This is a genomic window from Microbacterium sp. SL62 (assembly GCF_026672635.1).
Lineage (GTDB): Bacteria > Actinomycetota > Actinomycetes > Actinomycetales > Microbacteriaceae > Microbacterium > Microbacterium testaceum_A.
In genome coordinates this window covers 2,917,575-2,938,713 of the sequence record NZ_JAPPRM010000001.1, presented here as the reverse complement: position 1 = coordinate 2,938,713, position 21,139 = coordinate 2,917,575, and the positions used below count along the sequence as shown (strand labels likewise).

General features: G+C 71.4%; 17 protein-coding genes. 11 read left to right on the top strand and 6 right to left on the bottom strand.

Annotated elements, in window-relative coordinates; translation table 11 throughout:
• Positions 1 to 11 precede the first annotated feature (11 nt).
• From OVA26_RS14050 to OVA26_RS14040, 3 genes are read right to left on the bottom strand one after another with little or no spacing between them, the layout of a single operon-like run.
• A complete protein-coding gene (locus OVA26_RS14050; RefSeq protein WP_268104502.1) occupies positions 12 to 2,333 on the bottom strand; it encodes a DUF3488 and transglutaminase-like domain-containing protein in 2,322 nt (773 codons plus the stop codon).
• Positions 2,320 to 3,576 carry a DUF58 domain-containing protein gene (locus tag OVA26_RS14045; protein ID WP_268104501.1) on the bottom strand — a complete coding sequence of 419 codons (1,257 nt, stop codon included), beginning with the start codon at positions 3,574 to 3,576 and terminating at the stop codon, positions 2,320 to 2,322. Before OVA26_RS14045 ends, OVA26_RS14050 begins: the two co-directional genes overlap by 14 nt.
• Positions 3,573 to 4,625 carry an AAA family ATPase gene (locus OVA26_RS14040; RefSeq protein WP_144785769.1) on the bottom strand — a complete coding sequence of 351 codons (1,053 nt, stop codon included), beginning with the start codon at positions 4,623 to 4,625 and terminating at the stop codon, positions 3,573 to 3,575. The genes OVA26_RS14045 and OVA26_RS14040 overlap by 4 nt, the downstream gene beginning before the upstream one ends.
• Positions 4,626 to 4,793: 168 nt before the next feature.
• Here OVA26_RS14040 and OVA26_RS14035 point away from each other — a divergent pair, with 168 nt between their 5' ends.
• The 6 genes from OVA26_RS14035 (at position 4,794) to OVA26_RS14010 (ending at position 13,416) form a co-directional block, all read left to right on the top strand.
• Complete coding sequence (locus OVA26_RS14035) at positions 4,794 to 5,726, top strand: ROK family protein (protein ID WP_268104500.1); 933 nt, start codon at positions 4,794 to 4,796, stop codon at positions 5,724 to 5,726.
• Positions 5,727 to 5,815: 89 nt separating this feature from the next.
• Positions 5,816 to 7,021 carry an ROK family transcriptional regulator gene (locus OVA26_RS14030; RefSeq protein ID WP_268104499.1) on the top strand — a complete coding sequence of 402 codons (1,206 nt, stop codon included), beginning with the start codon at positions 5,816 to 5,818 and terminating at the stop codon, positions 7,019 to 7,021.
• A gap of 137 nt (positions 7,022 to 7,158) precedes the next feature.
• Positions 7,159 to 8,517: an extracellular solute-binding protein gene (locus OVA26_RS14025; RefSeq protein WP_268104498.1), complete on the top strand. Its 1,359-nt coding sequence runs from the start codon at positions 7,159 to 7,161 to the stop codon at positions 8,515 to 8,517.
• A gap of 2 nt (positions 8,518 to 8,519) precedes the next feature.
• Positions 8,520 to 9,452: a carbohydrate ABC transporter permease gene (locus OVA26_RS14020; protein ID WP_056229602.1), complete on the top strand. Its 933-nt coding sequence runs from the start codon at positions 8,520 to 8,522 to the stop codon at positions 9,450 to 9,452.
• Positions 9,449 to 10,360, top strand: a complete 912-nt coding sequence (locus tag OVA26_RS14015; protein ID WP_143017913.1) for a carbohydrate ABC transporter permease — start codon at positions 9,449 to 9,451, stop codon at positions 10,358 to 10,360. The genes OVA26_RS14020 and OVA26_RS14015 overlap by 4 nt, the downstream gene beginning before the upstream one ends.
• 29 nt (positions 10,361 to 10,389) lie before the next feature.
• Positions 10,390 to 13,416 (top strand): alpha-mannosidase, encoded by a 3,027-nt coding sequence (locus OVA26_RS14010; protein ID WP_268104497.1) that lies wholly within the window; start codon positions 10,390 to 10,392, stop codon positions 13,414 to 13,416.
• A 68-nt stretch (positions 13,417 to 13,484) separates the two neighbouring features.
• Here the strand turns inward: OVA26_RS14010 and OVA26_RS14005 are convergent, their stop codons facing one another.
• From OVA26_RS14005 to OVA26_RS13995, 3 genes are read right to left on the bottom strand one after another with little or no spacing between them, the layout of a single operon-like run.
• Positions 13,485 to 14,309 (bottom strand): alkaline phosphatase family protein, encoded by an 825-nt coding sequence (locus tag OVA26_RS14005; protein WP_268104496.1) that lies wholly within the window; start codon positions 14,307 to 14,309, stop codon positions 13,485 to 13,487.
• The gene (locus OVA26_RS14000; protein ID WP_268104495.1) at positions 14,306 to 14,998 is read right to left on the bottom strand and encodes a phosphonatase-like hydrolase; all 693 of its coding nucleotides are present in this window, start codon (positions 14,996 to 14,998) and stop codon (positions 14,306 to 14,308) included. Before OVA26_RS14000 ends, OVA26_RS14005 begins: the two co-directional genes overlap by 4 nt.
• A complete protein-coding gene (locus OVA26_RS13995) occupies positions 14,995 to 15,753 on the bottom strand; it encodes a GntR family transcriptional regulator (protein ID WP_268104494.1) in 759 nt (252 codons plus the stop codon). Before OVA26_RS13995 ends, OVA26_RS14000 begins: the two co-directional genes overlap by 4 nt.
• Positions 15,754 to 15,925: 172 nt before the next feature.
• On the opposite strand from OVA26_RS13995, the gene OVA26_RS13990 reads away from it, so the two are divergent.
• The 5 genes from OVA26_RS13990 to OVA26_RS13970 are packed head-to-tail and all read left to right on the top strand — an operon-like array spanning position 15,926 to position 21,088.
• Positions 15,926 to 17,053 carry a TIGR03364 family FAD-dependent oxidoreductase gene (locus tag OVA26_RS13990; protein WP_326493369.1) on the top strand — a complete coding sequence of 376 codons (1,128 nt, stop codon included), beginning with the start codon at positions 15,926 to 15,928 and terminating at the stop codon, positions 17,051 to 17,053.
• A gap of 55 nt (positions 17,054 to 17,108) precedes the next feature.
• Entirely contained in the window at positions 17,109 to 18,281 is a 1,173-nt protein-coding gene (locus tag OVA26_RS13985) for an ABC transporter substrate-binding protein (protein ID WP_268104492.1), read from the top strand.
• A gap of 7 nt (positions 18,282 to 18,288) precedes the next feature.
• Positions 18,289 to 19,203, top strand: coding sequence for an ABC transporter permease (locus tag OVA26_RS13980; protein ID WP_268104491.1), 915 nt, complete (start codon positions 18,289 to 18,291; stop codon positions 19,201 to 19,203).
• Positions 19,200 to 20,012 carry an ABC transporter permease gene (locus OVA26_RS13975; RefSeq protein ID WP_056229916.1) on the top strand — a complete coding sequence of 271 codons (813 nt, stop codon included), beginning with the start codon at positions 19,200 to 19,202 and terminating at the stop codon, positions 20,010 to 20,012. Before OVA26_RS13980 ends, OVA26_RS13975 begins: the two co-directional genes overlap by 4 nt.
• A complete protein-coding gene (locus OVA26_RS13970; protein WP_268104490.1) occupies positions 20,009 to 21,088 on the top strand; it encodes an ABC transporter ATP-binding protein in 1,080 nt (359 codons plus the stop codon). Before OVA26_RS13975 ends, OVA26_RS13970 begins: the two co-directional genes overlap by 4 nt.
• Positions 21,089 to 21,139 lie beyond the last annotated feature (51 nt).

Here is a 21,139-nt window from a genome sequence, read left to right as displayed (position 1 = left end):
TCACGCGGCGACTACCGCGACACGCTCTCGCGCTCGACCGCGCCGACGGCGCCGGGCCGCACGACGAGCGAGCGAGGGTACGCCCGCGCGAGCACCCGCCGCAGCGGCGTCGCTCTCGCGTCGAGAGCCCCGCGCACGCCCGCGACGGCGGAGACGAGGGCGGGTCCCCGAGCGGGGTCGAGGCTGTCGCCCGCGTAGCTCACCCGTTCGACCGCGTCACGCAGGAGATCGACGTCCTCGGCCGGCGCGCCCTGCTCCTCGACGAGCCGAGCCGCGAAGGCGCGCGGAGACAGAGCGGACGAGACCGGGATGCCGAGATCCACCGCGTCCTCCCGCATCGCCGTCCACGCCGCCACCGGATCGCCCGCCCGCGCGGCGGCGAGGCGTCGACGACGCAGCACCATCCGGGCCGCGGCCGGGACCCCGGCGAGCAGCAGCAGTGCGAGGACCCCGAGGACCGGGGCGACCCACGCCGTGCTCTGACGCGCGGTCACCGAGCCGCCGCCGGTGGTCTGCGCCCCGGGGTCGTTCTCAGCCGCCGTCGAGGGGGCCGTCGACGGCTGGTCGGCCGGGGTCTCGGCATCCTGGCTCGGGGTGTTCGGGGCCGTGTTGTTACCGCCCGTCGAGCCCGAGGCGAAGTTCGTCGGAACGCCGAGGCTGTTCGTCGGCTCGAACGGCACCCACCCGATGCCCTCGAAGTACACCTCGGGCCACGAGTGCAGCTGGCTCGAGGTAACCGTGTACTCCGTGCCGCCCTGCTGGGGAAGGCTCGAGGCGGTGCCGGGGAGATATCCGATGACGATGCGCGCCGGGATGCCGAGGGTTCGCGCCATGACCGCGAAGGCCGACGCGTAGTGCACGCAGTATCCGGCGCGCACCTGCAGGAACTGCGCCACCGCGTCGAGGCCCGCCCCGTCGAATCCGGCGTCGACCGGGGCATCGAGGGAGTAGCGGAACTGACTGCTGCGGAACCAGTTCTGCAGCGTCACGAGCTTGTCGTACGGCGTCTGAGCGTTGGCGGTCACCTCGCGGGCGGTGTCGCCGATGACGGCCGGCACGTCGGCGGGAAGAGCGGTCAGGGCGGGATCGAGATCCGTGCCGCCCACCGTCTTGGAACGGATCTGCTCGAGGGTGGGGCGCGGAACGTTCGCCTGCACCTCGTAGACCTGCTCTCGCGTCGACCCCGCGCGCGTGACGACCGTGCGGTTCTGCGGCATGCCGAGCCAGTCGCCGTTGAGGCCCGTGACCGTCGAGGCCGGATAGGGCACCGGCAGCCACGGGCTGTCGAGCTGATCGACGGTGACGGTGGTCGTCCAGTCGGCGAGGGTGATGTCGCCGTCGACGCCGACCCGGTCGAACACGGCGCCGCTCGGGGGGACCGCGACGGTGTCGAAGCTGTCGGGCTGCCACACGGCGCCGTCGAAGCGCGAGAGCGTGACCGCGCGCAGGTACGGGGCCGTCGGACCCGTGGTGCGGACCGTGAGCACCTCGACGTCGCGGGGCTGGCGCAGATCGTTTCCGAGTTCGAGGTTGGGGTTGATGGTGGTTCCCAGCCCGCCCGTGCCGCCGCTGGCGAACCGCAGACCCGGTTGGGGCAGCAGGGGAGTGGCCACCACGGCGACGATCACGGCCACCGCCGCGACCCCCAGGGCCGTCGCCGACACCCCGAACAGGCGGCGGGGCGACGGATCGGGCGAGCGTCCGTCGCGTCGGGGCGGGGCCGCGGTTCGCGCGCGCGTGTCGATCCGCAGCAGGAACAACAGCGCCGCTGCGAGCAGCACGAAGCTCGCGATGTCGACGTCGGAGGGGATCGCGATCGTCGGGATGAGCGAGACGGCGACCAGTCCGACCCCGGCGAGCAACGGCATCCGGGCCGTCAGGACGACGTGGTCGAGCACGATCGCGAGCGCGCCGATCGCCGCGACCAGCAGGAACGCCAGGCCCTCGTCCGGGGGCACGGGGGCGACGCCGTCGCGGATCTCGGCCGAGGCCTGAGCGATCAGACCAGGGACCGCCGCGAAGGTCGACGGAGTGGGGATCACCAGCAGAATCGCCGTCGTCCGCCCGAAGATCGCCGTGAGCAGGACGATCCAGACGACGAGCTCGGCCACGCTGGCGAGCACCGCGGGCAGGCGCGAGAGGCGCACGATCAGCCCCGCGCCGAGAGCGCCCCCGGCCACGAGGACGGCTCCCGCGACCCACGCGCCCGGGGCGATGACCGAGAAGACCGGCAGCATCGCCGCGGCGATCGCGGCGAACAGGCCGACGGTCAGCAGGGTGGCGTCGCGGCGCCGACGGGGGGAGCGCAGCACGGTGAGATCAGCGGCCGACACGGGCGTACCCCTGTTCCATCGCGTCGTCCCACGCCAGGGCCACGTCCCCGGCCGGGAGCAGGTGCGTCGCGCGCCAGCCGGCGACCTGGAGGGCGTCGAGGTCCGCGTGCTCGGCCACGACGATCAGGACGGGAAGAGCCGAGTGCAGGCCCGCCGCGCCCAGCGTCGCGCGGTCCTCGGGCGACAGGATTCCGGTGATCACCACGACCGGACCGAGCAGGGCGGACACGGTCGCCGGCACGACGCGGTGGGAGGGGTCGTCGGCGCGGGCGCGCAGGCTCGCGAACCCGGCGGCGGCCGCTCGCGCTTCGACGTCGTCCCCGCCCTCGACGGGATCGGTGAGGAGCGTGCCGTCGCTGTCGACGACGTCGACCGTGTAGCCCTCGTGCACGAGATGGGCGATGGCCGACACGCACGCGGTCACCGCCGTCTCGAACGCGGGGTCGCTCCCGGGGGCGTGCGCGGCCTGCGACGACCACCGCGAGAGCGCACGGTCAATGACGACCGTGGCGGCGGGAGAGGATTCCTGCTCCTCCTGACGCACCATGAGGGTGTCCCGATGCGCGGTCGCCCGCCAATGGATGCGCCGCATCGAATCGCCCGGAGCGTAGGGGCGCGCGACGAGGTTGTCGGCGCCCTGGCCGAGCTGCAGCGCCGCGGTCTGTCGCGTGCCGCCGGCCTCACCCGAGGCGGAGGGCAGGGGCGTGAGATCCACGATCGCCGGGGCCACCGTCACCGCGGTCGTGCGGCCGAGGGCGAGTCGCCGACGCACCAGACCGAACGGGTCGGTCGTGGTCACCTCGAGCGGACCGATCGAATGGATGCCGCGCGACGCGCCGACCACGTCGTAGCGCACCTCGACCGTGCCGGCACCGCCCGCCAACGTGGAGCCGAGGGGAGCCGAGGCCCCCTCGGCGCGTCCGGTCAGGCCCGCGGGAAGAGTGTCGCTCCACCGGCCCGGACCGGTGGGGAGGGCGCTCGAGAGGCCCGCGCGGACCACGACCGTCGCCGAGCCCCCGACCTCGGGGGTCTCGGGAGTCACGACGCGCGACACCGACCCCGTCCCGCGCGTCAGCAGCAGAGCGATCGCGGATGCCGCCAGGAGCGCGACGAGCAGGGTCGCGAAGTACAGCAACTCCGGGATGCCGGCGCGTTGCGCGATGACGAACCCCGCGACGGCGAGGAGGACCGCCCCCGTGCCCCGGAGGGTGAAGGGCCACAGGCGCTTCACGCCGGCGCTCACGGCCGCGGGGCGAGGGGGACGCGCACGCTCGTCGCGATCCGGTCCAGGGCGTCGGCGACGACCGCGGCTCCGGCGCGGCCGCCCGCGGCGGACCGGTTGGCGATCAAGCGGTGGGCGAACACCGGCGACAGCAGAGCGGTGATGTCGTCGGGGATCACGTAGGCGCGACCGTCGAGGGCGGCGCGGACCTTCGCGGCGCGGACGAGCTGCAGGGTCGCTCGGGGGCTCGCGCCCAGGCGGATGTCGGGATGGCTGCGCGTCGCCTGCGCGAGGGCGACGACGTACTCCTCGAGCGCGGGGGCCACGTGGACGCCCCGGGCCCAGGCGATCATCGCGGTCACCTGGCGAGCGGTGACGACCGGCGTCAACCCGTCGAGGGGGTTCACCGCGTCGCGCTGCCGGAGCATGAGCGCCTCGGCCGCGGCATCCGGGTATCCCATCGAGATCCGCAGCAGGAAGCGGTCGCGCTGCGCCTCGGGGAGAACGTACGTGCCCTCCATCTCGAACGGGTTCTGCGTGGCCACCACGAGGAACGGCGAGGGCAGGACGTGCGTGCGCCCGTCGACGGTGACCTGGCGTTCCTCCATGGCCTCGAGCAGCGACGACTGCGTCTTGGGGGAGGAGCGGTTGATCTCGTCGGCGATGACGATGTGGGCGAACACCGCGCCGGGGGTGAACTCGAACTGCCGCTGCACCGGATTGAACACCGACACGCCGGTGATGTCGCCGGGCAGAAGATCGGGGGTGAACTGGATGCGACGGACGTCGGCGTCGACCGTGGCGGCGAGCGCCCGGGCGAGCATCGTCTTGCCGACGCCCGGGACGTCTTCGATGAGCAGGTGCCCCTCGGCCAGCAACGCGATCAGGGCGCTGCGGACGGCCTCGGGCTTACCGTCGATCACCTTCGAGACGGATGCCAGGATCTCCCCGGTCAGGCGGGCGAAAGACTCCGCGTCGAGAGCGGTGTCGACCCCGGGGCGGGCGGGGCCGCCGGCGGTATCGGCGCGGCGCAGCCGCGTGGTCGCCTCGGGCGTGACCGTCTCGTCCATGGCATCCCTTGTGTCGCGGAGGCGGAGGCGCGTCGTCGCCGCCGTGACCCGATCGTAACCCGCGTCGCGGCAGCGGGGGTCGGAATACCGCGGGTGCACAGGCGGCACTCGGCGAGAGCGGAGCGCCCCTAGGATCGGGGAGCGTTGGTCCACCCGAGGAGCCCGCGCATGTCGCACACCACCCCGTCCCTGCCCGCCGCCCCCCACGTGCTCGCCGTCGACATCGGCGGAACGAAGGTCGACGCGGCCCTGGTCTCGGCCTCGGGCGAGGTGGTCCGCGCGAGCGTGACCCGACGCCCCACCGGTCGCGAGAACGACCGCGACACGATCGCCCGCCACGTGCGCGAGGCCGCCGCCGCAGCGCTGGCCGCGGTCCCCGGGGTCACGGTGACCGCCATCGGCGTGGGCAGCGCGGGCCCGGTCGACCTGCCCTCGCGGTCGGTGTCGCCCCTCAACCTGCCCCTCGCGGCGGGTCTGCCCATCGACGAGGTACTCGCGGGACTCGTGGACGGCCCGATCCACCTGGCCCTCGACGGCACGTGCATCGCCCTCGCCGAGCACTGGCGCGGTGCCCTGGTCGGCTGCGACGACGCGATGGCGATCGTCGTGTCGACGGGAGTGGGCGGCGGCCTCGTGCTGGGCGGTCGCCCCGTCAGCGGCGCCAGCGGCAACGCGGGTCATCTGGGGCAGACCTTCGTCCGCACCATCGAGGGCGACGAGGTCGTCGCGGCCACCCTCGAAGCCGTGGCCGCGGGGCCGGGCACCGTCGCCTGGGCGAAGACGCAGGGCTGGCAGGGCGAGACCGGTCTCGATCTCGCCGCCTCCCACGCGGCGGGCGACGCCATCGCGATCGCCGCTGTGACGCGATCGGCGACCGCGGTGGGACAGGCCATCGCCGCGGCGGCCACCCTGTGCGATCTCGAGGCCGTGGCCATCGCCGGGGGCTTCTCGCAGGTCGCGCCCGACTACGTCGACCAGGTGCGTGCGGCCGCCCAGGCCGCCTCGCTGCACGCGTACGCGCGGCGCTGCCGCATCGTCGGCTCGGGCCTCGACGGAGACGGTCCGCTGCTCGGGGCGGCGGCGTTGGCGCTGCAGTCCTGACGGATTCCGCAGAGGGTGGCGCGCTGATGGGCGGGCGTAATCTGGACGAGAGGGCCCGCGCCGCGGACCGGCGAACGAGGGCAGGGGTCATGCGTACGGGATCCAACCTGCCCGCCGTCGGGGAGTACAACCAGGCTCTCGTGCTGGATCACATCCGCCGCTCGCCCGAGGGGCTCAGCCGGGTCGAACTGTCGGCGCGCACGGGTCTCAGCGCCCAGACGCTCAGCAACGTGACCCGTCGTCTGGCCGACGAAGGGCTGATCGTCGAGGCCGGCAAGGTCATCTCGGGTCCCGGCAAGCCCCGCACGCTGCTCAAGCTCGAGCCGCGCTCGCGGTTCGCGGTCGGGGTGCACCTCGACCCGGTGGTCGACACGGTCGTGGTGGTCGACATGGCGGGTGAGGTCATCGCGCACGACGAGATCGCCCGCCCGGCGGTGTCGACTCCCGCCGGACTGGTGGATGCCGTGGGTGCCGCTGTCGACGCGATCGTCGAGCGCGCCGGCATCCCCCGCGAGCTCGTCCTCGGGGTCGGTGTGGCAGCCCCGGGTCCCTTCGACGCGCGCGGCGGCCGCCTTCTCGATCCGCCCCTGCTGCCGGAGTGGCACAACGTGAACGTGCGCGAAGACCTCGGCGCCGTCACGGGCCTGCCGGTGATCGTCGAGAAGGACGTGACGGCCGCGATGGTAGGGGAGATGTGGTTCGACCGCTCCGACGCCCTCGGGGACGCGATGTTCCTGTACTACGGCGCGGGCGTCGGTGTGGGGCTCGCGATCGCGGGTGCGCCGGTGCGCGGACGCACCGGCAACGCCGGTGGCATCGCCCACGTGATCGTCGATCCCGATGGTCCGCCCTGCGCGTGCGGCGCTCGCGGGTGCCTCGGGGTGTCGATCGAGCCGCGCGTGCTGCTGGCCGAGGCCGGGTACGCTCCCGCGGCGGCCGGCGACACGCGCCCCGACCTGGACCGGCTCGTGCGCGACGCCCGTGAGGGCGAGGAGGTGCCGGCCGCGGTGCTGCGGCGGGCGGGGGAGCGGATCGCGCGCGCGCTGGTCGTGACCAACAACCTGATCGACGTCGACGAGGTCGTCCTCGGCGGCCCCGTGTGGGAGCGCCTGGCGGGGGTGCTGGGCGATGTCGTCGCCGAGCGCGTCGCCGTCGACGCGGCCTCGACCGCGACGCGCGAGATCGTCGTGCGTCGCTCGCGGGTCGGAACCGACGTCGCGGCCGTGGGGGCCGCCTGCCTCATGCTCGACGGCGCCTTCGCGGCACGGCCGACGCGCATGATGATCGCCCTCTGAGCCCGACCCCTGGGGCGCGGAGCCGCGCGTTTCCCGATCGTTACATGGGCTGCGCCGTTCGGACTTGCCGAGTTAGTCCATTTGATTTATAAAAGGTTCTGGCGACGTGGTGTCTCCACCCGAGCAAGGGAGCTTTCATGAAGAAACTGACGATGGTGACCGGTCTTCTGACCGCCACCGCCCTGACCGCGGCCCTGGCCGGTTGTTCCGCGGGCAGCGGAGACGCCGGCGACGCGAAGACCATCCGCGTCGCGTACCAGACCACGGCGACCTTCAACCAGATGCAGACGCTGATGGAGACCGCGAAGTCGCAGTACGAGGCCGCGCACCCCGGCATGACCGTCGAGCTCGTGCCGATCCAGGCCGAGGGCGCCGACTACTACACGAAGCTCGCGCTGATGAACAAGTCGGCCAGCACCGCCCCCGACGTCCAGTACGAAGACACCTTCAAGATCCAGTCCGACGCCGCGGCGGGGTACCTGCTGCCCCTCGACGACTACCTCGCGAAGTGGAGCGACTGGTCGCAGTTCGCCGACGGCGCCCAGCAGGCCGGCCTCGGCCCCGACGGCAAGACCTACGGCGTCTCGCTCGGAACCGACACCCGCGGCCTCTGGTACAACAAGGAGATCTTCGCCAAGGCGGGCATCTCCGTCCCGTGGCAGCCCAAGACCTGGGCCGACGTGCTCTCGGCGGCCGAGAAGGTCAAGGCGGCCGATCCCGACGTCATCCCGATGAACGTGTACTCGGGCAAGACGGCCGGTGAAGCGGCATCCATGCAGGGGCTCGAGATGCTCCTCTACGGCACCGAGGACACCCTCTACGACATCTCCTCGAAGAAGTGGGTCGTCGGCAGCCAGGGCTTCAAGGACTCGCTGAAGTTCGTCTCCGACGTCTACCAGGGCGGACTCGGGCCCTCGCTCCAGCAGGCGCTCGACCCCAACATCTTCACGAGTGTGACCGCCGACTGGCTGCCGAAGGGCAAGCTCGCGATCGCCCTCGACGGCTCGTGGCAGTCGGCCGCGTGGGTCGACGGCGGTACCGCCCCGTGGCCCGCGTGGAGCGACACGCTCGGCATCGCCGCGATGCCCACCCAGAACGGTCAGGCGCCCGGCACCACGAGCATGTCGGGCGGGTGGACGCTCGCCATCGGCAAGAACACCAAGAACGCGGACGCCGCCTGGGACTTCCTCTCCACCGCGGTGAACAAGGACAACGCCACGTCTTACGACATCAACAACAGCCAGATCGCCGTGCGCGCGGACGTCGCCCAGTCCAGCGAGTACCTCGACGCCAACCCGAGCTTCGAGACCTTCTCGAGCTTCGTCGACACCACCCACTTCCGCCCGGCGACCGAGGACTACGACAAGATCTCGAACCAGATCCAGGTCGCGATGGAAGCCGTCATGACCGGGCAGTCCAGCGTCGACGACGCCGCCGCAGCCTACGACCAGGCCGTCATCGGCATCGTCGGTCAAGACAACACCCAGCAGGGCTGATCGTGACCGCCCTGGCTCAGACCGGGGCGACCGGAACCGACCGGAGGTCGCGCGCCACCACGCGCGGCCTCCGGTCCTCGGCCCGGGCGCTCCCGCTCCTTCCCGCAGCGCTGCTGCTCGCGGTGTTCCTGCTCGGACCGATCCTCGTGTCGCTGTGGGGCTCGCTCACCAATGCGACCCTGTCGGGCTCGACCGCCGTCGCGAGCCAGTTCATCGGCCTCGACAACTACACCCAGCTCTTCAAGGCCCCCGACTTCCCCGTGGCGGTCGTCAACACGATCGTGTTCGTGTTCTTCTCGGCCGTGATCGGTCAGAACATCCTGGGGCTCGCCCTGGCCCTCATGATGCGCTCGGGCAATCGCGTCGTCACCGCGGTGGTCGGCACGATCGTCGTCACCGCGTGGGTCCTGCCCGAGATCGTCGCGGCCTTCGCCGCGTACGCGTTCTTCCGCGACAACGGAACCCTGAACGTGATCCTCGGCTTCTTCGGTCTCGACCCCGTCAGCTGGCTCTTCACGATGCCGGTGCTCATGGTCATCTTCGCCAACATCTGGCGCGGGACGGCGTTCTCGATGATGGTCTACTCGGCGGCCCTCGCCGACGTGCCGCCCGAGATCACCGAGGCGGCCGAGGTCGACGGGGCGAGCGGCATCAAGCGCCTCTTCCTCATCACGATCCCCATGATCCGCTCGACCATCGGCACGAACTCGATGATCGTGACGCTGCAGACCCTGTCGGTCTTCACGCTGATCTTCGTCATGACCGGCGGTGGCCCCGGCACCAAGAGCACGACGCTGCCGATCCTCGCCTACCAGCAAGGTCTGAAGTTCGGCGAGCTCGGCTACGGCACCGCGATCGCCACGATCATGCTGCTCATCGGCGCGATCTTCTCGTTCTTCTACGTCCGCGCTCTGCGCGAGGAGGTCTCGTCATGACCACCGCCACCCTCCCCGAGGTGACCGGAGCGCGCGTCCGCTCGGCCCGCCGCGCCCCCGCGCGCAAGAAGGCGTCGCTGTCGTCGCCGCGCACGCGCGCCCTCCGCGTCGTCGCCAACACGCTCCTGATCGTGGTCGGCATCCTGTTCGTGGTCCCGCTCGTGTGGCTCGTCACGGCCTCGCTCGACGCGCAGCCCACGCTGGCGATCAAGATGCCCGAGGTCGTCACCCTCGACAATTTCGCGGCCGTGATGAAGCCCGACCTGCTCTTCCAGCCCCTGTGGAACAGCGTGCTTCTGGCCGGGGGCACCTCGATCGCCACGGTCGTGCTCGCCTCGCTGGCGGCCTACCCGCTCTCGCGGTACAAGATGCGCGTCGGCAAGCCCTTCCTCTACGCGGTGCTGTTCGGCACGTGCCTTCCGATCACGGCGATCATGGTGCCCGTCTACAGCCTGTTCGTCCAGCTCAACCTGATCGACTCGATCGGCGGCACGATCCTCTTCCTCACCGCGAGCGCCCTGCCGATCGCGATCTGGATGATGAAGAACTTCATGGACGGGGTTCCCGTCGAGCTCGAGCACGCGGCCTGGATGGACGGCGCGGGGTCGATGCGCACGCTCGTGCAGATCGTGCTGCCCCTCATGCGCCCGGGCATCGCGGTGGTGTTCATCTTCACCTTCATCCAGGCGTGGGGGAACTTCTTCGTCCCCTTCGTGCTGCTGCTCAGCCCTGACTACCAGCCGGCCGCCGTCAGCATCTTCAACTTCTTCGGGTCGTTCGGAGCCGTGGCCTACGGCCAGCTCGCGGCCTACTCGATCGTCTACTCCCTTCCGGTGCTCGGCCTGTACGTCCTCGTGCAGCGCGGACTCGGCGGCCCGTCGGCTCTCGCCGGCGCGGTCAAGGGCTGACCCGTCCCCCCAGACAAGGAACCCACTTCATGCACGACCGCACCGCGCTCATCGAGATGCGTATCGAACGCTTCGTCCGCGAGCGTCTCGCCCCCGCCGTCTACCGCGACCGTCAGCCCCTCGAGATCTCGGCGTGGGAGGCCCCCGGCGAGCCGGTCACCTTCGACGAGGCTCGGGATGCCGAATACCGCCCCTTCGCGATCGGAACGCCGTGGGGCCGGGCGTGGGGGACGACCTGGTTTGCCGTGTCGGGAGAGACCCCCGCCGCGTGGCGCGACGACTCGGGGGTCCTTCCCGCGGGCACCGTCGCCGAATTCGTCGTCGACCTCGGGTTCACGGCCGGGCAGAGCGGTTTCCAGTGCGAGGCGCTGATCTGGAACCGCGACGGGGCCCCGATCAAGGGCATCTCGCCGTTCAACAACGCCACCGCCGCCGCGATCGACGCCGACGGCCGGATCGACGTCCTCGTCGAGGCCGCGTCGAACCCCGACGTGGGGAGCCTCTTCACCTTCGAGCCGACCCCGGTCGGCGACCCCGTGACGGCGGGCGACGCCCCCCTCTACGTCTTGCGCGAGATGTCGATCGCACTCCGCGACGTCGCGGTGTGGGAACTCCTGCAGGACTTCCGCCTGCTCCACGGTCTGCTGGCCGAGCTCGACGCGACCTCGGCGCGCCGCGCGACCCTCCTCGAGGGGATGGATGCCGCGATCGACGCGGTCGATCCCCACGACGTCGCCGGTACCGCACGGGCCGGTCGCGACGTGCTCGCTCCGCTGCTCGCCGCGCCCGCGGCATCCAGCGCCCATGTCCTTCACGCGGTGGGCCACGCCCACATCGACTCGGCGTGGCTCTGGCCGGTGCGCGAGACCGCCCGCAAGGTGTCGCGCACCTTCAGCAACGTGCTCTCGCTGATGGACGAAGACCCCGGGTTCGTCTTCGCCAGTTCGTCGGCGCAGCAGTTCGCGTGGATGAAGGAGCACTACCCGGCGCTGTGGGAGCGCCTCAAGGCGCGCGTCGCCGAGGGACGCTTCGTGCCGGTGGGCGGCATGTGGGTCGAATCCGACACCAACATGGTCGGCGGCGAGGCGATGGCCCGCCAGTTCGTCGAGGGCAAGACGTTCTTCCTCGAGGAGTTCGGCATCGACACCGAAGAGGTGTGGCTGCCCGACTCCTTCGGATACAGCGGCGCCCTGCCGCAGATCATGAAGGCCGCGGGAGCCCGCTGGTTCCTCACGCAGAAGATCTCGTGGAACGAGACGAACCGCATCCCGCACCACACCTTTCGGTGGGAGGGAATCGACGGCTCGCGCATCTTCACCCACTTCCCGCCCGTGGACAAGTACAACTCCGAGGTCACAGCGGCCGACCTCGCGCACGCCGAGCGCAATTTCGCCGACAAGGGCCGGGCGCGCACCTCGCTCCTTCCCTACGGCTTCGGCGACGGCGGCGGCGGCCCCACCCGCGAGATGACCGCGACGATCGCGCGCACGGGCTCGCTCGAGGGCGCCCCGATCGTGAAGCACTCGACCCCGCGGGAGTTCTTCGAGACGGCCGAGGCCGAGTACGCCGACCCGGCCGTGTGGGCGGGGGAGCTGTACCTCGAGTTCCACCGCGGCACTTACACCAGCCAGCTGCGCACCAAGCAGGGCAACCGCCGCAGCGAGCACCTGCTGCGCGAGGCGGAGCTGTGGGCGGCCACCGCGACCGTCCGCACCGGGGCGGAATACCCCGCCGAGGCGTTCCAGCGCCTGTGGCGTCTGGTGCTGCTGCAGCAGTTCCACGACATCCTGCCCGGCACCTCGATCGCCTGGGTGCACCGCGACGCCGAGCGCAACTACGCGGCCATCGCGACCGAGCTCGAGCAGATCATCGCCGACAGCCTGCGCGCGCTCGTCGGCACCGGCGACCACGCGGTCGTGGCCAACGCGGCCCCGCACCGCCGCGCCGGCGCTCCCGCCCTCGCGATCGCTTCCGCGGCACCCGCGGGAGACGTCGCCCCGCGGGCGGACGGCGAGGGCTTCGTCCTCGACAACGGCATCGTGCGCGCGGTCATCGACGGACGCGGTCTGCTCACCTCGCTGGTTGAGGTGGCCAGCGGCCGCGAGGTCGTGCCGGCGGATCGCGCGGCGGGGCTGTTCGAGGTGTTCCGCGATACGCCCACCCAGTGGGACGCATGGGACATCGACGAGACCTACCGGCGCCACGTCACCCCCCTCGACTCCGCCGACGCCGTGCGCCTGGACGGCCACGCTGTCGTCATCGAGCGCAGCACGGGCGCGTCCACGATCGTCACGCGCATCGCCCTGGCGAACGGCTCCCGCACCGTGCGTCTGTCGCTCGACGTCGACTGGCACGAGCAGCAGAAGCTGCTCAAGCTCGGTGTCCCCGTCGACGTCCACACCGATCGCGCGGCCTCGGAGATCCAGTTCGGGCACATCGTCCGCCCCACCCACACGAACACCTCGTGGGATGCGGCACGCTTCGAGACGGCCGCGCACCGCTGGGTGCGGGTCGCCGAGCCGGGCTTCGGCGTTGCCGTCACCAACGACTCCACCTACGGCCACGACATCACACGCCACGAGCGCGCCGCCGGTGGGACCTCGTCGCTCGTGCGCCTCTCGATCATCCGCGCGGCGACCTTCCCCGACCCCGGTCAGGACCAGGGCGCTCATCACCTCGAGGTGGGCATCGTCGTGGGGGCCGACGTGATCGACGCCGTCACGGAGGGGTACCGCACGAACCTGCCCGAGCGGACGATTCCGGATGCCGCCGAGACGGCGGTCGCCCCGCTCGTCGCGATCGACCGGCCCGGCGTCGTCGTCGAGGCGGTCAAGCTCGCTCAGGACGGCTCGGGGGATGTGCTCGTGCGCCTCTACGAGGCTCTGGGGGAGCGCACGCGCGCGCACCTCGAGGCCGGGTTCGCTCTCGCCGGTGTCGTCGAGACGGACCTGCTCGAGCGCGAGGTCGAGGCAACGGCGGTGTCGAGGACGACGGACGGAGTGGTCGAGCTCGACCTGCGTCCGTTCCAGCTGGTGACGCTGCGTCTGAAGCGCTGACGCGGCGGATGAGGGACGGCCGGGGCGCTGATGCCCTGGCCGTCCCGTCGTTCTCGACCCTGGCCGCCTCAGGAACGAACGAGATCCGCCCGCAGCAGGTCCACGACCTGCCAGGGCTCGATTCCCACGGGATGGGGGAGCGGGGCGCTTGCACCCACACGGCCGAGCGCGAGGAACGAACGACGTTCGACCGCCGCGTCCCCGCCGTGACCGCCGGAGTCGAGGTGCCCGTGGTCAGTGGTGACGGCGACGAGCCAATCCTCCCCGTGCGCGGCGGCGCGCTCCGCCACGGTGTCCAGGATCCCGCCCAGGAGCGCATCGACCCGGCGGATCGCGGCGGTGTACTCCGCAGCGATTCCCCCGAAGCGGTGACCCGCCTCGTCGACCTCACCGAGGTACACGAACGACACGTCCGGGCCCACGGCACGCAGGTGCGCCCGCGCGGCGGCGGCGATCTCGGCATCCATGGGTCCGTATCCGTGGGTCTCGCCGTCGCGGAGGACGACCGTGTGCAGCCCCGTGCGTTCGCGGTCGGGGTTCGGGGCGATGATCGGACCGGGCCCCGCCGGATCGACGAGCGGTGGCCAATCGGCGGCGGCGAAGGTGGTGGCCGTGGGGCGGTCCACCACTGCGCGAGCGAGCAGATCGAGGTGGCGACGCAGTCGATGCCCGGTGAAGAGGTTGTCGATGACGCCGTGCTCGGTGTGGCGCGTGCCCGTCAGCAGCGACGACCACCCCGGCCCCGAGACGGTGGGCACCTCCATCGTCAGGGGAAGCAGCCGACCGCCCGCGGCGAACGCGGCGAGCCGCGGGGCCGCGGCGGGGGAGCCGAGGGCGTCGTCGACCCGGAGCCCGTCGATGCCGACGAGGAGCAGTTTGCGCGCGGGGCTCATGTGGCCGGAAGCTCGCCCGCGGCATCCAGCAGCGCGGGGATGTCGGCGACGCCGTCCAGAAGGTGGGTGTGCCGCGATCGGCCGAGGTCGGCAGCGGACCCGGCCCCCGTCCGCACGCCGACGACGAAACGGGCGCCGGCGGCGGTTCCGGCCGCGAGGTCGTTGGGGGTGTCTCCCGCGACGAGCACCTCGGCGACCGAGCGGGTGCCGGTGAGCTCCATGGTGCGGAAGACGAGGTACGGGGCCGGTCGCGACGCCGTCACGAGCTCGGACGTCGCGAGGGCGTCGACGTCGATCCCCACCTCCCAACCCACTCTCGCGAGCAGCCCCTCGGCCACCTCTCGGGTGTACCCGGTCTGCAGGGCGACCTTGACCCCGGCGGCGCGGAGCGAGGCGATCGCCTCGCGGACTCCCGGGAACAGTGTCGGCGTCGCGGCCGCGTACGCCTCGTCGAGCTGCGCGGCGAAGCCCGCGTAGACGGCCTCGGTGCGCGCGGGATCGCCCCCGAGCGTGGTCAGCAGCCCGCGGATGGCCTCGGTCTTGTCGGTTCCCGTCCAGGGCGCGAGGACGTCGGCGGGGACGGGGGAGCCGAGCTCGTCGGCCACGCACCGCGAGAGCAGCTCGTAGACGACGCCGCCCTCGTCGATCGTCGTGCCGGCCATGTCGAGGGAGAGGAGCGAGACGGTCATCGAGAACCTTCCGGAGTCATACTGCGCGAGGCGTGGGGTCCGGCGGGACCCCGCGAGCGGGAGTTGTGGATGATGAGGGCGGCGCGATCGGGGCGGTACCGGTCGTCCGAGACCTCGAGCGCCTCGCCGTCGTCCGACCGCGTGACACGTCTCACCCGTAGGAGCGGGGAACCGGGCTCGACACCGAGCTCTGCGGCATCCGTCTCATCGGCGGCGACCGCGTCGATGGTGTGCTCGCCCTGATCGAGCGCCACGCCCCGGGCGAGGAGCCCGGCGAAGATCGAGCCCGCGTCGGGGTCCAGGTCGAACAGCAGTCGGCCCACCGGCTCGACGAAGGCGGTGCGCTCGATCATGACCGGTTCGCCGTCGATCGACCGGACGCGCACGAGCTCGACGGCCCGCGCGTCGTCGTCCAGGTCGAGAGCGGCGGCGACGGCGTCGGAGGGACGACGGACGGCGATCTCGAGCGTGCGCTGGCCCGGGGTGCGCCCGAGCGAGGACACCCACGCCGAGAACGAGAAGAAGTCGTCGATGTCCTGGGCGAGCGGGGCGCGCGCGACGGTGGGCACGCGGCCCTGACCGGTCGCGATGAGGCCCTCGGCGGCGAGAGCTGCGAGGGCCTGTCGCACCGGGCCCCGGGACGCGCCGAACTCCACGCACAGTTCCGCTGTCGAGGGCAGAGGCGTGCCCACCGCCAGGGTTCCGCTGACGATGCGCTCGCGCAGCGACGAGTGAACGGTTTCGTGGAGGAGCATGGGATCAGCTTGTCAACACAAGTGAGCGGCATGCCACCCGCATAGGCAATGTTCGGTCGCCGTTCACCTTCGACAGACCCCTCTATAGGCGACGTCCTCGTCGGGTGAACATCGCATGACAAGTGCCGCGAGCGAGCGGATTCGACCCCGTCGACGGGTAAGACTCGTCGGCGTGAACACCCCGTCTGCGTCCCCCGTCGATCTCGTCGTCGTCGGTGCGGGCATCGTCGGCCTCGCTCACGCGTGGCACGCGGTCCGCTCCGGTCTGTCGGTGATCGTCCTCGACCGCGACGATCGCCCCGTCGGCGCGAGCGTGCGCAACTTCGGTCACATTTGCACGAGCGCTCAGGCCGGGCTGGCGCGGCAGTACGCCGAGGTCGCCCGCGACGCCTGGCTGACGCTCCCGGCGAGCGCCGGCATCGAGGTGCGCGAGAGCGGAACGGTCGTGGTCGCCCGCACGGATGCCGAGATGGCGGTGCTCGACGAGTTCGCTGCGGCGCGCCCCGGCGAGGCCGAGATCCTGCGACCCCGCGACGTGGCCGCGCGCCTGGGATGGGCGGCGCCGGACGCGGTGGGGGGAGCATTCCTCGCCCGCGACCTGCGCGTGGACGCGCCGACGGTGATCCCCGCCCTCATCGGGCATCTGCGGGAGCTCGGCGTCGACATCCGATTCGGCGAGAACGTGGTGGATCTGCGGGAGGACGGCGTGCGGACGGCCGCCGGTTGGTTCCCCGCCACCGCCGTCGCGGTGTGCGTCGGTCACGACGTCGACCGCCTGTTCCCCGACATCGCGGGCGAGGGCGCGGTGCGCCGCTGCCGCCTGCGGATGCTCGAGATCGATGCCCCGCACGCGACGCCCCTCGACCCCGCACTCTTCACCGGCACCTCGCTGCTGCGCTACGGCGGTTTCGCCGAGACCGCCGCCGCCGACGGCGTTCGCGCCGAACTCGCCGCGACCGACCCCGAGCTGGTGACCCACGTCGTCAATCTCATGGCCACCCAACGTCCCGGCGGACGCGTGGTCATCGGGGACACCCACCACTACGAGCGCACCCTCGACCCGTTCGACGACGAGACCCTCGACGAGCTGCTCCTCGAGCGGTTCCGCCGACTGTTCGGCGTCGACTCCCTCCGCGTCCGCCGACGCTGGCGCGGCGTCTACGCCGCGAGCGAGGTCTCGCCGTACCTGCTGGCCTCGCCGCGGCCGGGTCTCGTGATCGCGTCCGTGACCAGCGGCATCGGCATGACCACCGCTCTCGGCTTCGCCCGTGACGCCCTCGAGCGCCACGGCATCCTCTGACTCCTCCTTCGCTGCCTCTCCCTCTCCACTCGAGTACCCGCCCGAAAGGACTCCCATGCCCTCCTCCACCCCCGTGACGGCACGCCGCCTCGTGCGCGCCGTCGTCGCGACCGCGGCCGTCGCCGCCGTCGCCGTGACGCTCTCGGCGTGCTCCGGCGCCTCCGACGCCGCCACCGGTTCGATGACGCTCGAACAGAAGCAGAAGGCCACCAGCGCCGCCGACTTCGGCGGAATGGACGGCCTCGTCGCCGCCGCCAACGCCGAGGGCAAGCTGAACGTCATCACCCTTCCGCCGTCGTGGGCCAACTACGGCAAGATCATCGCGGGCTTTCAAGCGAAGTACCCCGACATTCAGATCGACTCGCAGAACCCCAACGGCTCCAGCGCCGACGAGGTCGCGGCCGCCCAGTCGCAGAAGGGTCAGGACACCGCTCCCGACGTCTTCGACATCGGCACCGCCGTGCTGAGCCAGAACCTCGACCTGGTCACGCCGTACACGGTGTCGAACTGGGGCGACATCCCCGACGACTTCAAGGACCCGAACGGCTCCTGGTTCTATGACTACACGGGGCTGATGTCGATCGGCTACGACTCCTCGGTCATCACCACCCCTCCCACCTCGGTCGCCGACCTGCTCTCGCCCGAGTTCCAGGGCAAGGTCGCCATCAAGGGCGACCCGACGCAGGCCAACGAGGCCGCGAGCGCCGTCTACTGGGCGGCTCTGCAGAGCGGCGGCAGCGTGAACGACATCAGCGCCGGCGTCGACTTCTTCTCGAAGCTGAAGAAGGCGGGCAACATGCTGTCGGTCCTGCCGACGCAGGCGACCGTCGCCTCGGGCGAGACCCCCGTGGTGATCCAGTGGAGCTACAACAACCTCGCGTGGGGCCCGGACGGCGGCTCGTCGGGCAACCCGAACTGGAAGACGGTCGTGCTCCCCGGCGTCGCGCTGGGCAGCTACTACAACCAGGCCGTCAACGTCGACGCCCCGCACCCCGCCGCCGCGCGCCTGTGGGAGGAGTACCTCTACAGCCCCGAGGTGCAGAACCTCTACCTGGCCTCGGGGGCGTACCCCTCGACGCTGAAGGCGATGATGGCCAACGGCACGGTCGATCAGTCGGTGCTGCAGAAGGTCGGCGAGCCGCCGGCGCAATTCGTGCAGCTCACGAGCGACCAGGCGGCCGCCGCCGCGAAGGTGCTCGGGTCGACCTGGTCGGCAGCGATCGGCTGATCGCCCCATGACCGCCGCCTCCGCTCGGATCGCGACGGCCACCCCCCGCTCCGGCGTCGGACTTCTCCGACGCCGGAGCCTGGGCTGGTGGGGCTTCTCGCCCTTCGCCGTCTACGTTCTGCTGTTCCTCGCCATCCCCACCGTCTACGCCGTGGCGAGCGGGTTCTTCACCGCGAAGGGGGAGTTCACCCTGTCGAACTTCTCGGCCTTCGTCTCGCCCTTCATCGTCACCACCTTCGTCAACTCCCTGTGGCTCTCGGCCGTGGTCGCGGCGATCTCGGCCGTGCTCGGGGCGATCATCTGCGTGGCCCTCGCGGGGATGGACCCCGAGGGGTGGGTGCGCTCCGCCGCCGATTCGGCGTGCAGCGCTCTCGCGCAGTTCGGCGGGATCATGCTCGCCTTCGCGTTCATCTCCCTGATGGGCGCGCAGGGTGTGCTCACGGTGTGGCTCAAGCAGAGTCTCGGTCTCGACCTGAACTCGCTGACCCCGAACGGTCCTCTGCTCTATCAGGTCGGCGGGCTCGTCTTCCCGTACGTCTACTTCTCGGTGCCCCTGATGGTGCTCACCTTTCTCCCCGCCCTGACGGGGTTGCAGTCGCAGTGGGCGGAAGCGGCGGCGACGCTGGGCGCTCCGCGACGGGTCTACTGGACGCGTATCGCCGCCCCCCTCCTCGCGCCGGCGTTCGGCGGGTCGACGATCCTCGTGTTCGCGAGCGCGTTCTCGTCCTTCGCCACGGCGGCGGCCCTCATCGATCAGGGCGGCATCGTGCCGCTCGCGATCAAACAGCAGGTGACGAGCGAGACCATCCCCGGTCTGGCGAACACCGCCGGTGTCCTGGCGCTGGGCATGGTCGTGGTGATGGCGGTCGTCATGACCGTCTACGCGGTCCTCGATCGTCGCGCGCGGCGGTGGCGGCGGTGAGCCGGCCGGTGGGCGCGGCCCTTGGCCGCTCGGGCGCCGTGGCTGTTCTCGTGGTCGCCGCCGCCGCGTTCGCGCTGCCGCTGGTCGCCCTGCTGCTGTTCACGTTCCGCGTCTCGGGTGACCCCGGTGCCCTGACGCTCGTGCACTACGCGGCGATCGTCGATCCGGCGCAGGAGTTCACCTACGACGGCCTGTTCCGCGGGCTGAGCAACTCGCTGGGCATCTGCGTCGTGACCGTCGCGATCGTGCTGCTCGTCCTCGTGCCCACTGTTCTGCTGGTCGAGATGCGCTACCCGGCGATGCGCCGCGTGGTGGAGTTCGTGTGTCTGTTGCCGTTGACCGTGCCCACGGTGGTGCTGGTGGTCGGCTTCGTGCCGGTCTACAAGGTGGTCTCGGGGGCGTTCGGCAGTGCCGCGTGGACCCTGGCGTTCGCGATCGGCGTCATCGTGCTGCCGTACGCCTACCGACCGATCCAGGCGAACATCGCCGCCCTCGACGTGGTCGTCCTGGGCGAGGCGGCGCGGTCGCTGGGAGCGGGGGTCGTCCCGACCGTGTTCCGCGTCATCCTCCCGAACCTTCGCCGCGGCATCCTGTCGGCGTGCCTGCTGACGGTCGCGGTGGTGCTGGGCGAGTTCACGATCGCGTCGTTCCTGTCGCGCACGACCTTTCAGACCGCCCTCTTCCTGTTGCAGCAGAGCGACCCCTACGTCGCTGCGATCTTCTCTCTCGCCGCCCTCGTCTTCGTGTTCGTGCTGCTGCTGGTCATCGGCCGCCTCGGCTCCTTCCGACCCTCCCGGAGAACCTCATGAACGTCCCCCCTCCCACCGCTGCGCCCCTCACCGGCCCGCTGACCGTCACCGGGACCGCGGTCTCGCTCGCCGGCATCCACAAGTCCTTCGGGCCCCACGTGGCACTGCGCGGAGTGAGCCTCGACGTGCGTCCGGGGGAGTTCGTCGCCCTCCTCGGTCCCTCGGGCTGCGGAAAGACGACGCTGCTCCGCGCCCTCTCGGGGTTGGACCGGATCGACGCGGGAACCATCTCGATCGACGGCACCGACGTGTCGCGCGTGCCCGTCGACAAGCGCGACATCGGGATGGTGTTTCAGTCGTACTCCCTCTTCCCGCACCTCACCGCGGCGCAGAACGTCGAGTTCGGCCTGCGGATGCGCAAGGTCGACGCGGCGCGTCGGGCGGTGCGCGTGCAGGAGGCACTCGACATGGTCGGCCTCGGCGACCGCGGCGGTCGCTACGCGCACGAGCTCTCGGGCGGTCAGCAGCAGCGCGTCGCCCTCGCCCGCGCGCTGGTCACCCGGCCCCGCGTGCTGCTCCTCGATGAGCCGTTGTCGGCTCTCGATGCGAAGGTGCGCGTGAAGCTCCGCGAGCAGATCCGTCGCATCCAGCGCGATCTCGGCATCACGACGGTGTTCGTCACGCACGATCAAGAAGAGGCTCTCGCCGTCGCCGATCGTGTCGCCGTCATGCACGACGGCGTCATCGAGCAGATCGGCACGCCCGAGGAGCTCTATCGTCGTCCGGTCTCGCCCTTCGTCGCCGATTTCGTGGGTCTCAGCAACGTCCTCGAGGGCGTCGCCCGCGGCGCCGAGGTCGAGGTCTGCGGGCGGGTCCTGCCCGTGCTGGGTCCACCCGTCGAGGGGGACGTCTCGGTGTACGTCCGCCCCGAGGACGTCGCGTTCACGCTCGATTCCGGGGGAGTGGATGCCACGGTGGTGGCGTCCAGCTTCCTCGGATCGCTCCGGCGCACCTCGGTGCGTCTGGCCGACGGGACGATCGTCGCGGTGCAGCACGACGCCTCCGATCGTCGCGAACCCGACGAGGCCGTGCGGCTGCGGTTCGCGGGGTTTCCGGTGGTCGTGCGGCCGCGCTGACAGCAGTGCCCGCGCGGCGCCGGTGACCACGAGCGCCCGTTCGCGTCGGGT

What these genes read in the sequence shown, in the direction of transcription:
- OVA26_RS13995 (WP_268104494.1), bottom strand. Translation starts at nt 15,753, where the DNA reads ATGCTCCTCCACGAAACCGTTCACTCGTCGCTGCGCGAGCGCATCGTC.
- OVA26_RS13980 (WP_268104491.1), top strand. Translation starts at nt 18,289, where the DNA reads ATGACCGCCGCCTCCGCTCGGATCGCGACGGCCACCCCCCGCTCCGGC.
- OVA26_RS14015 (WP_143017913.1), top strand. Translation starts at nt 9,449, where the DNA reads ATGACCACCGCCACCCTCCCCGAGGTGACCGGAGCGCGCGTCCGCTCG.
- OVA26_RS14030 (WP_268104499.1), top strand. Translation starts at nt 5,816, where the DNA reads ATGCGTACGGGATCCAACCTGCCCGCCGTCGGGGAGTACAACCAGGCT.
- OVA26_RS13985 (WP_268104492.1), top strand. Translation starts at nt 17,109, where the DNA reads ATGCCCTCCTCCACCCCCGTGACGGCACGCCGCCTCGTGCGCGCCGTC.
- OVA26_RS14035 (WP_268104500.1), top strand. Translation starts at nt 4,794, where the DNA reads ATGTCGCACACCACCCCGTCCCTGCCCGCCGCCCCCCACGTGCTCGCC.
- OVA26_RS14000 (WP_268104495.1), bottom strand. Translation starts at nt 14,998, where the DNA reads ATGACCGTCTCGCTCCTCTCCCTCGACATGGCCGGCACGACGATCGAC.
- OVA26_RS14005 (WP_268104496.1), bottom strand. Translation starts at nt 14,309, where the DNA reads ATGAGCCCCGCGCGCAAACTGCTCCTCGTCGGCATCGACGGGCTCCGG.
- OVA26_RS13970 (WP_268104490.1), top strand. Translation starts at nt 20,009, where the DNA reads ATGAACGTCCCCCCTCCCACCGCTGCGCCCCTCACCGGCCCGCTGACC.
- OVA26_RS14025 (WP_268104498.1), top strand. Translation starts at nt 7,159, where the DNA reads ATGAAGAAACTGACGATGGTGACCGGTCTTCTGACCGCCACCGCCCTG.
- OVA26_RS14040 (WP_144785769.1), bottom strand. Translation starts at nt 4,625, where the DNA reads ATGGACGAGACGGTCACGCCCGAGGCGACCACGCGGCTGCGCCGCGCC.
- OVA26_RS14010 (WP_268104497.1), top strand. Translation starts at nt 10,390, where the DNA reads ATGCACGACCGCACCGCGCTCATCGAGATGCGTATCGAACGCTTCGTC.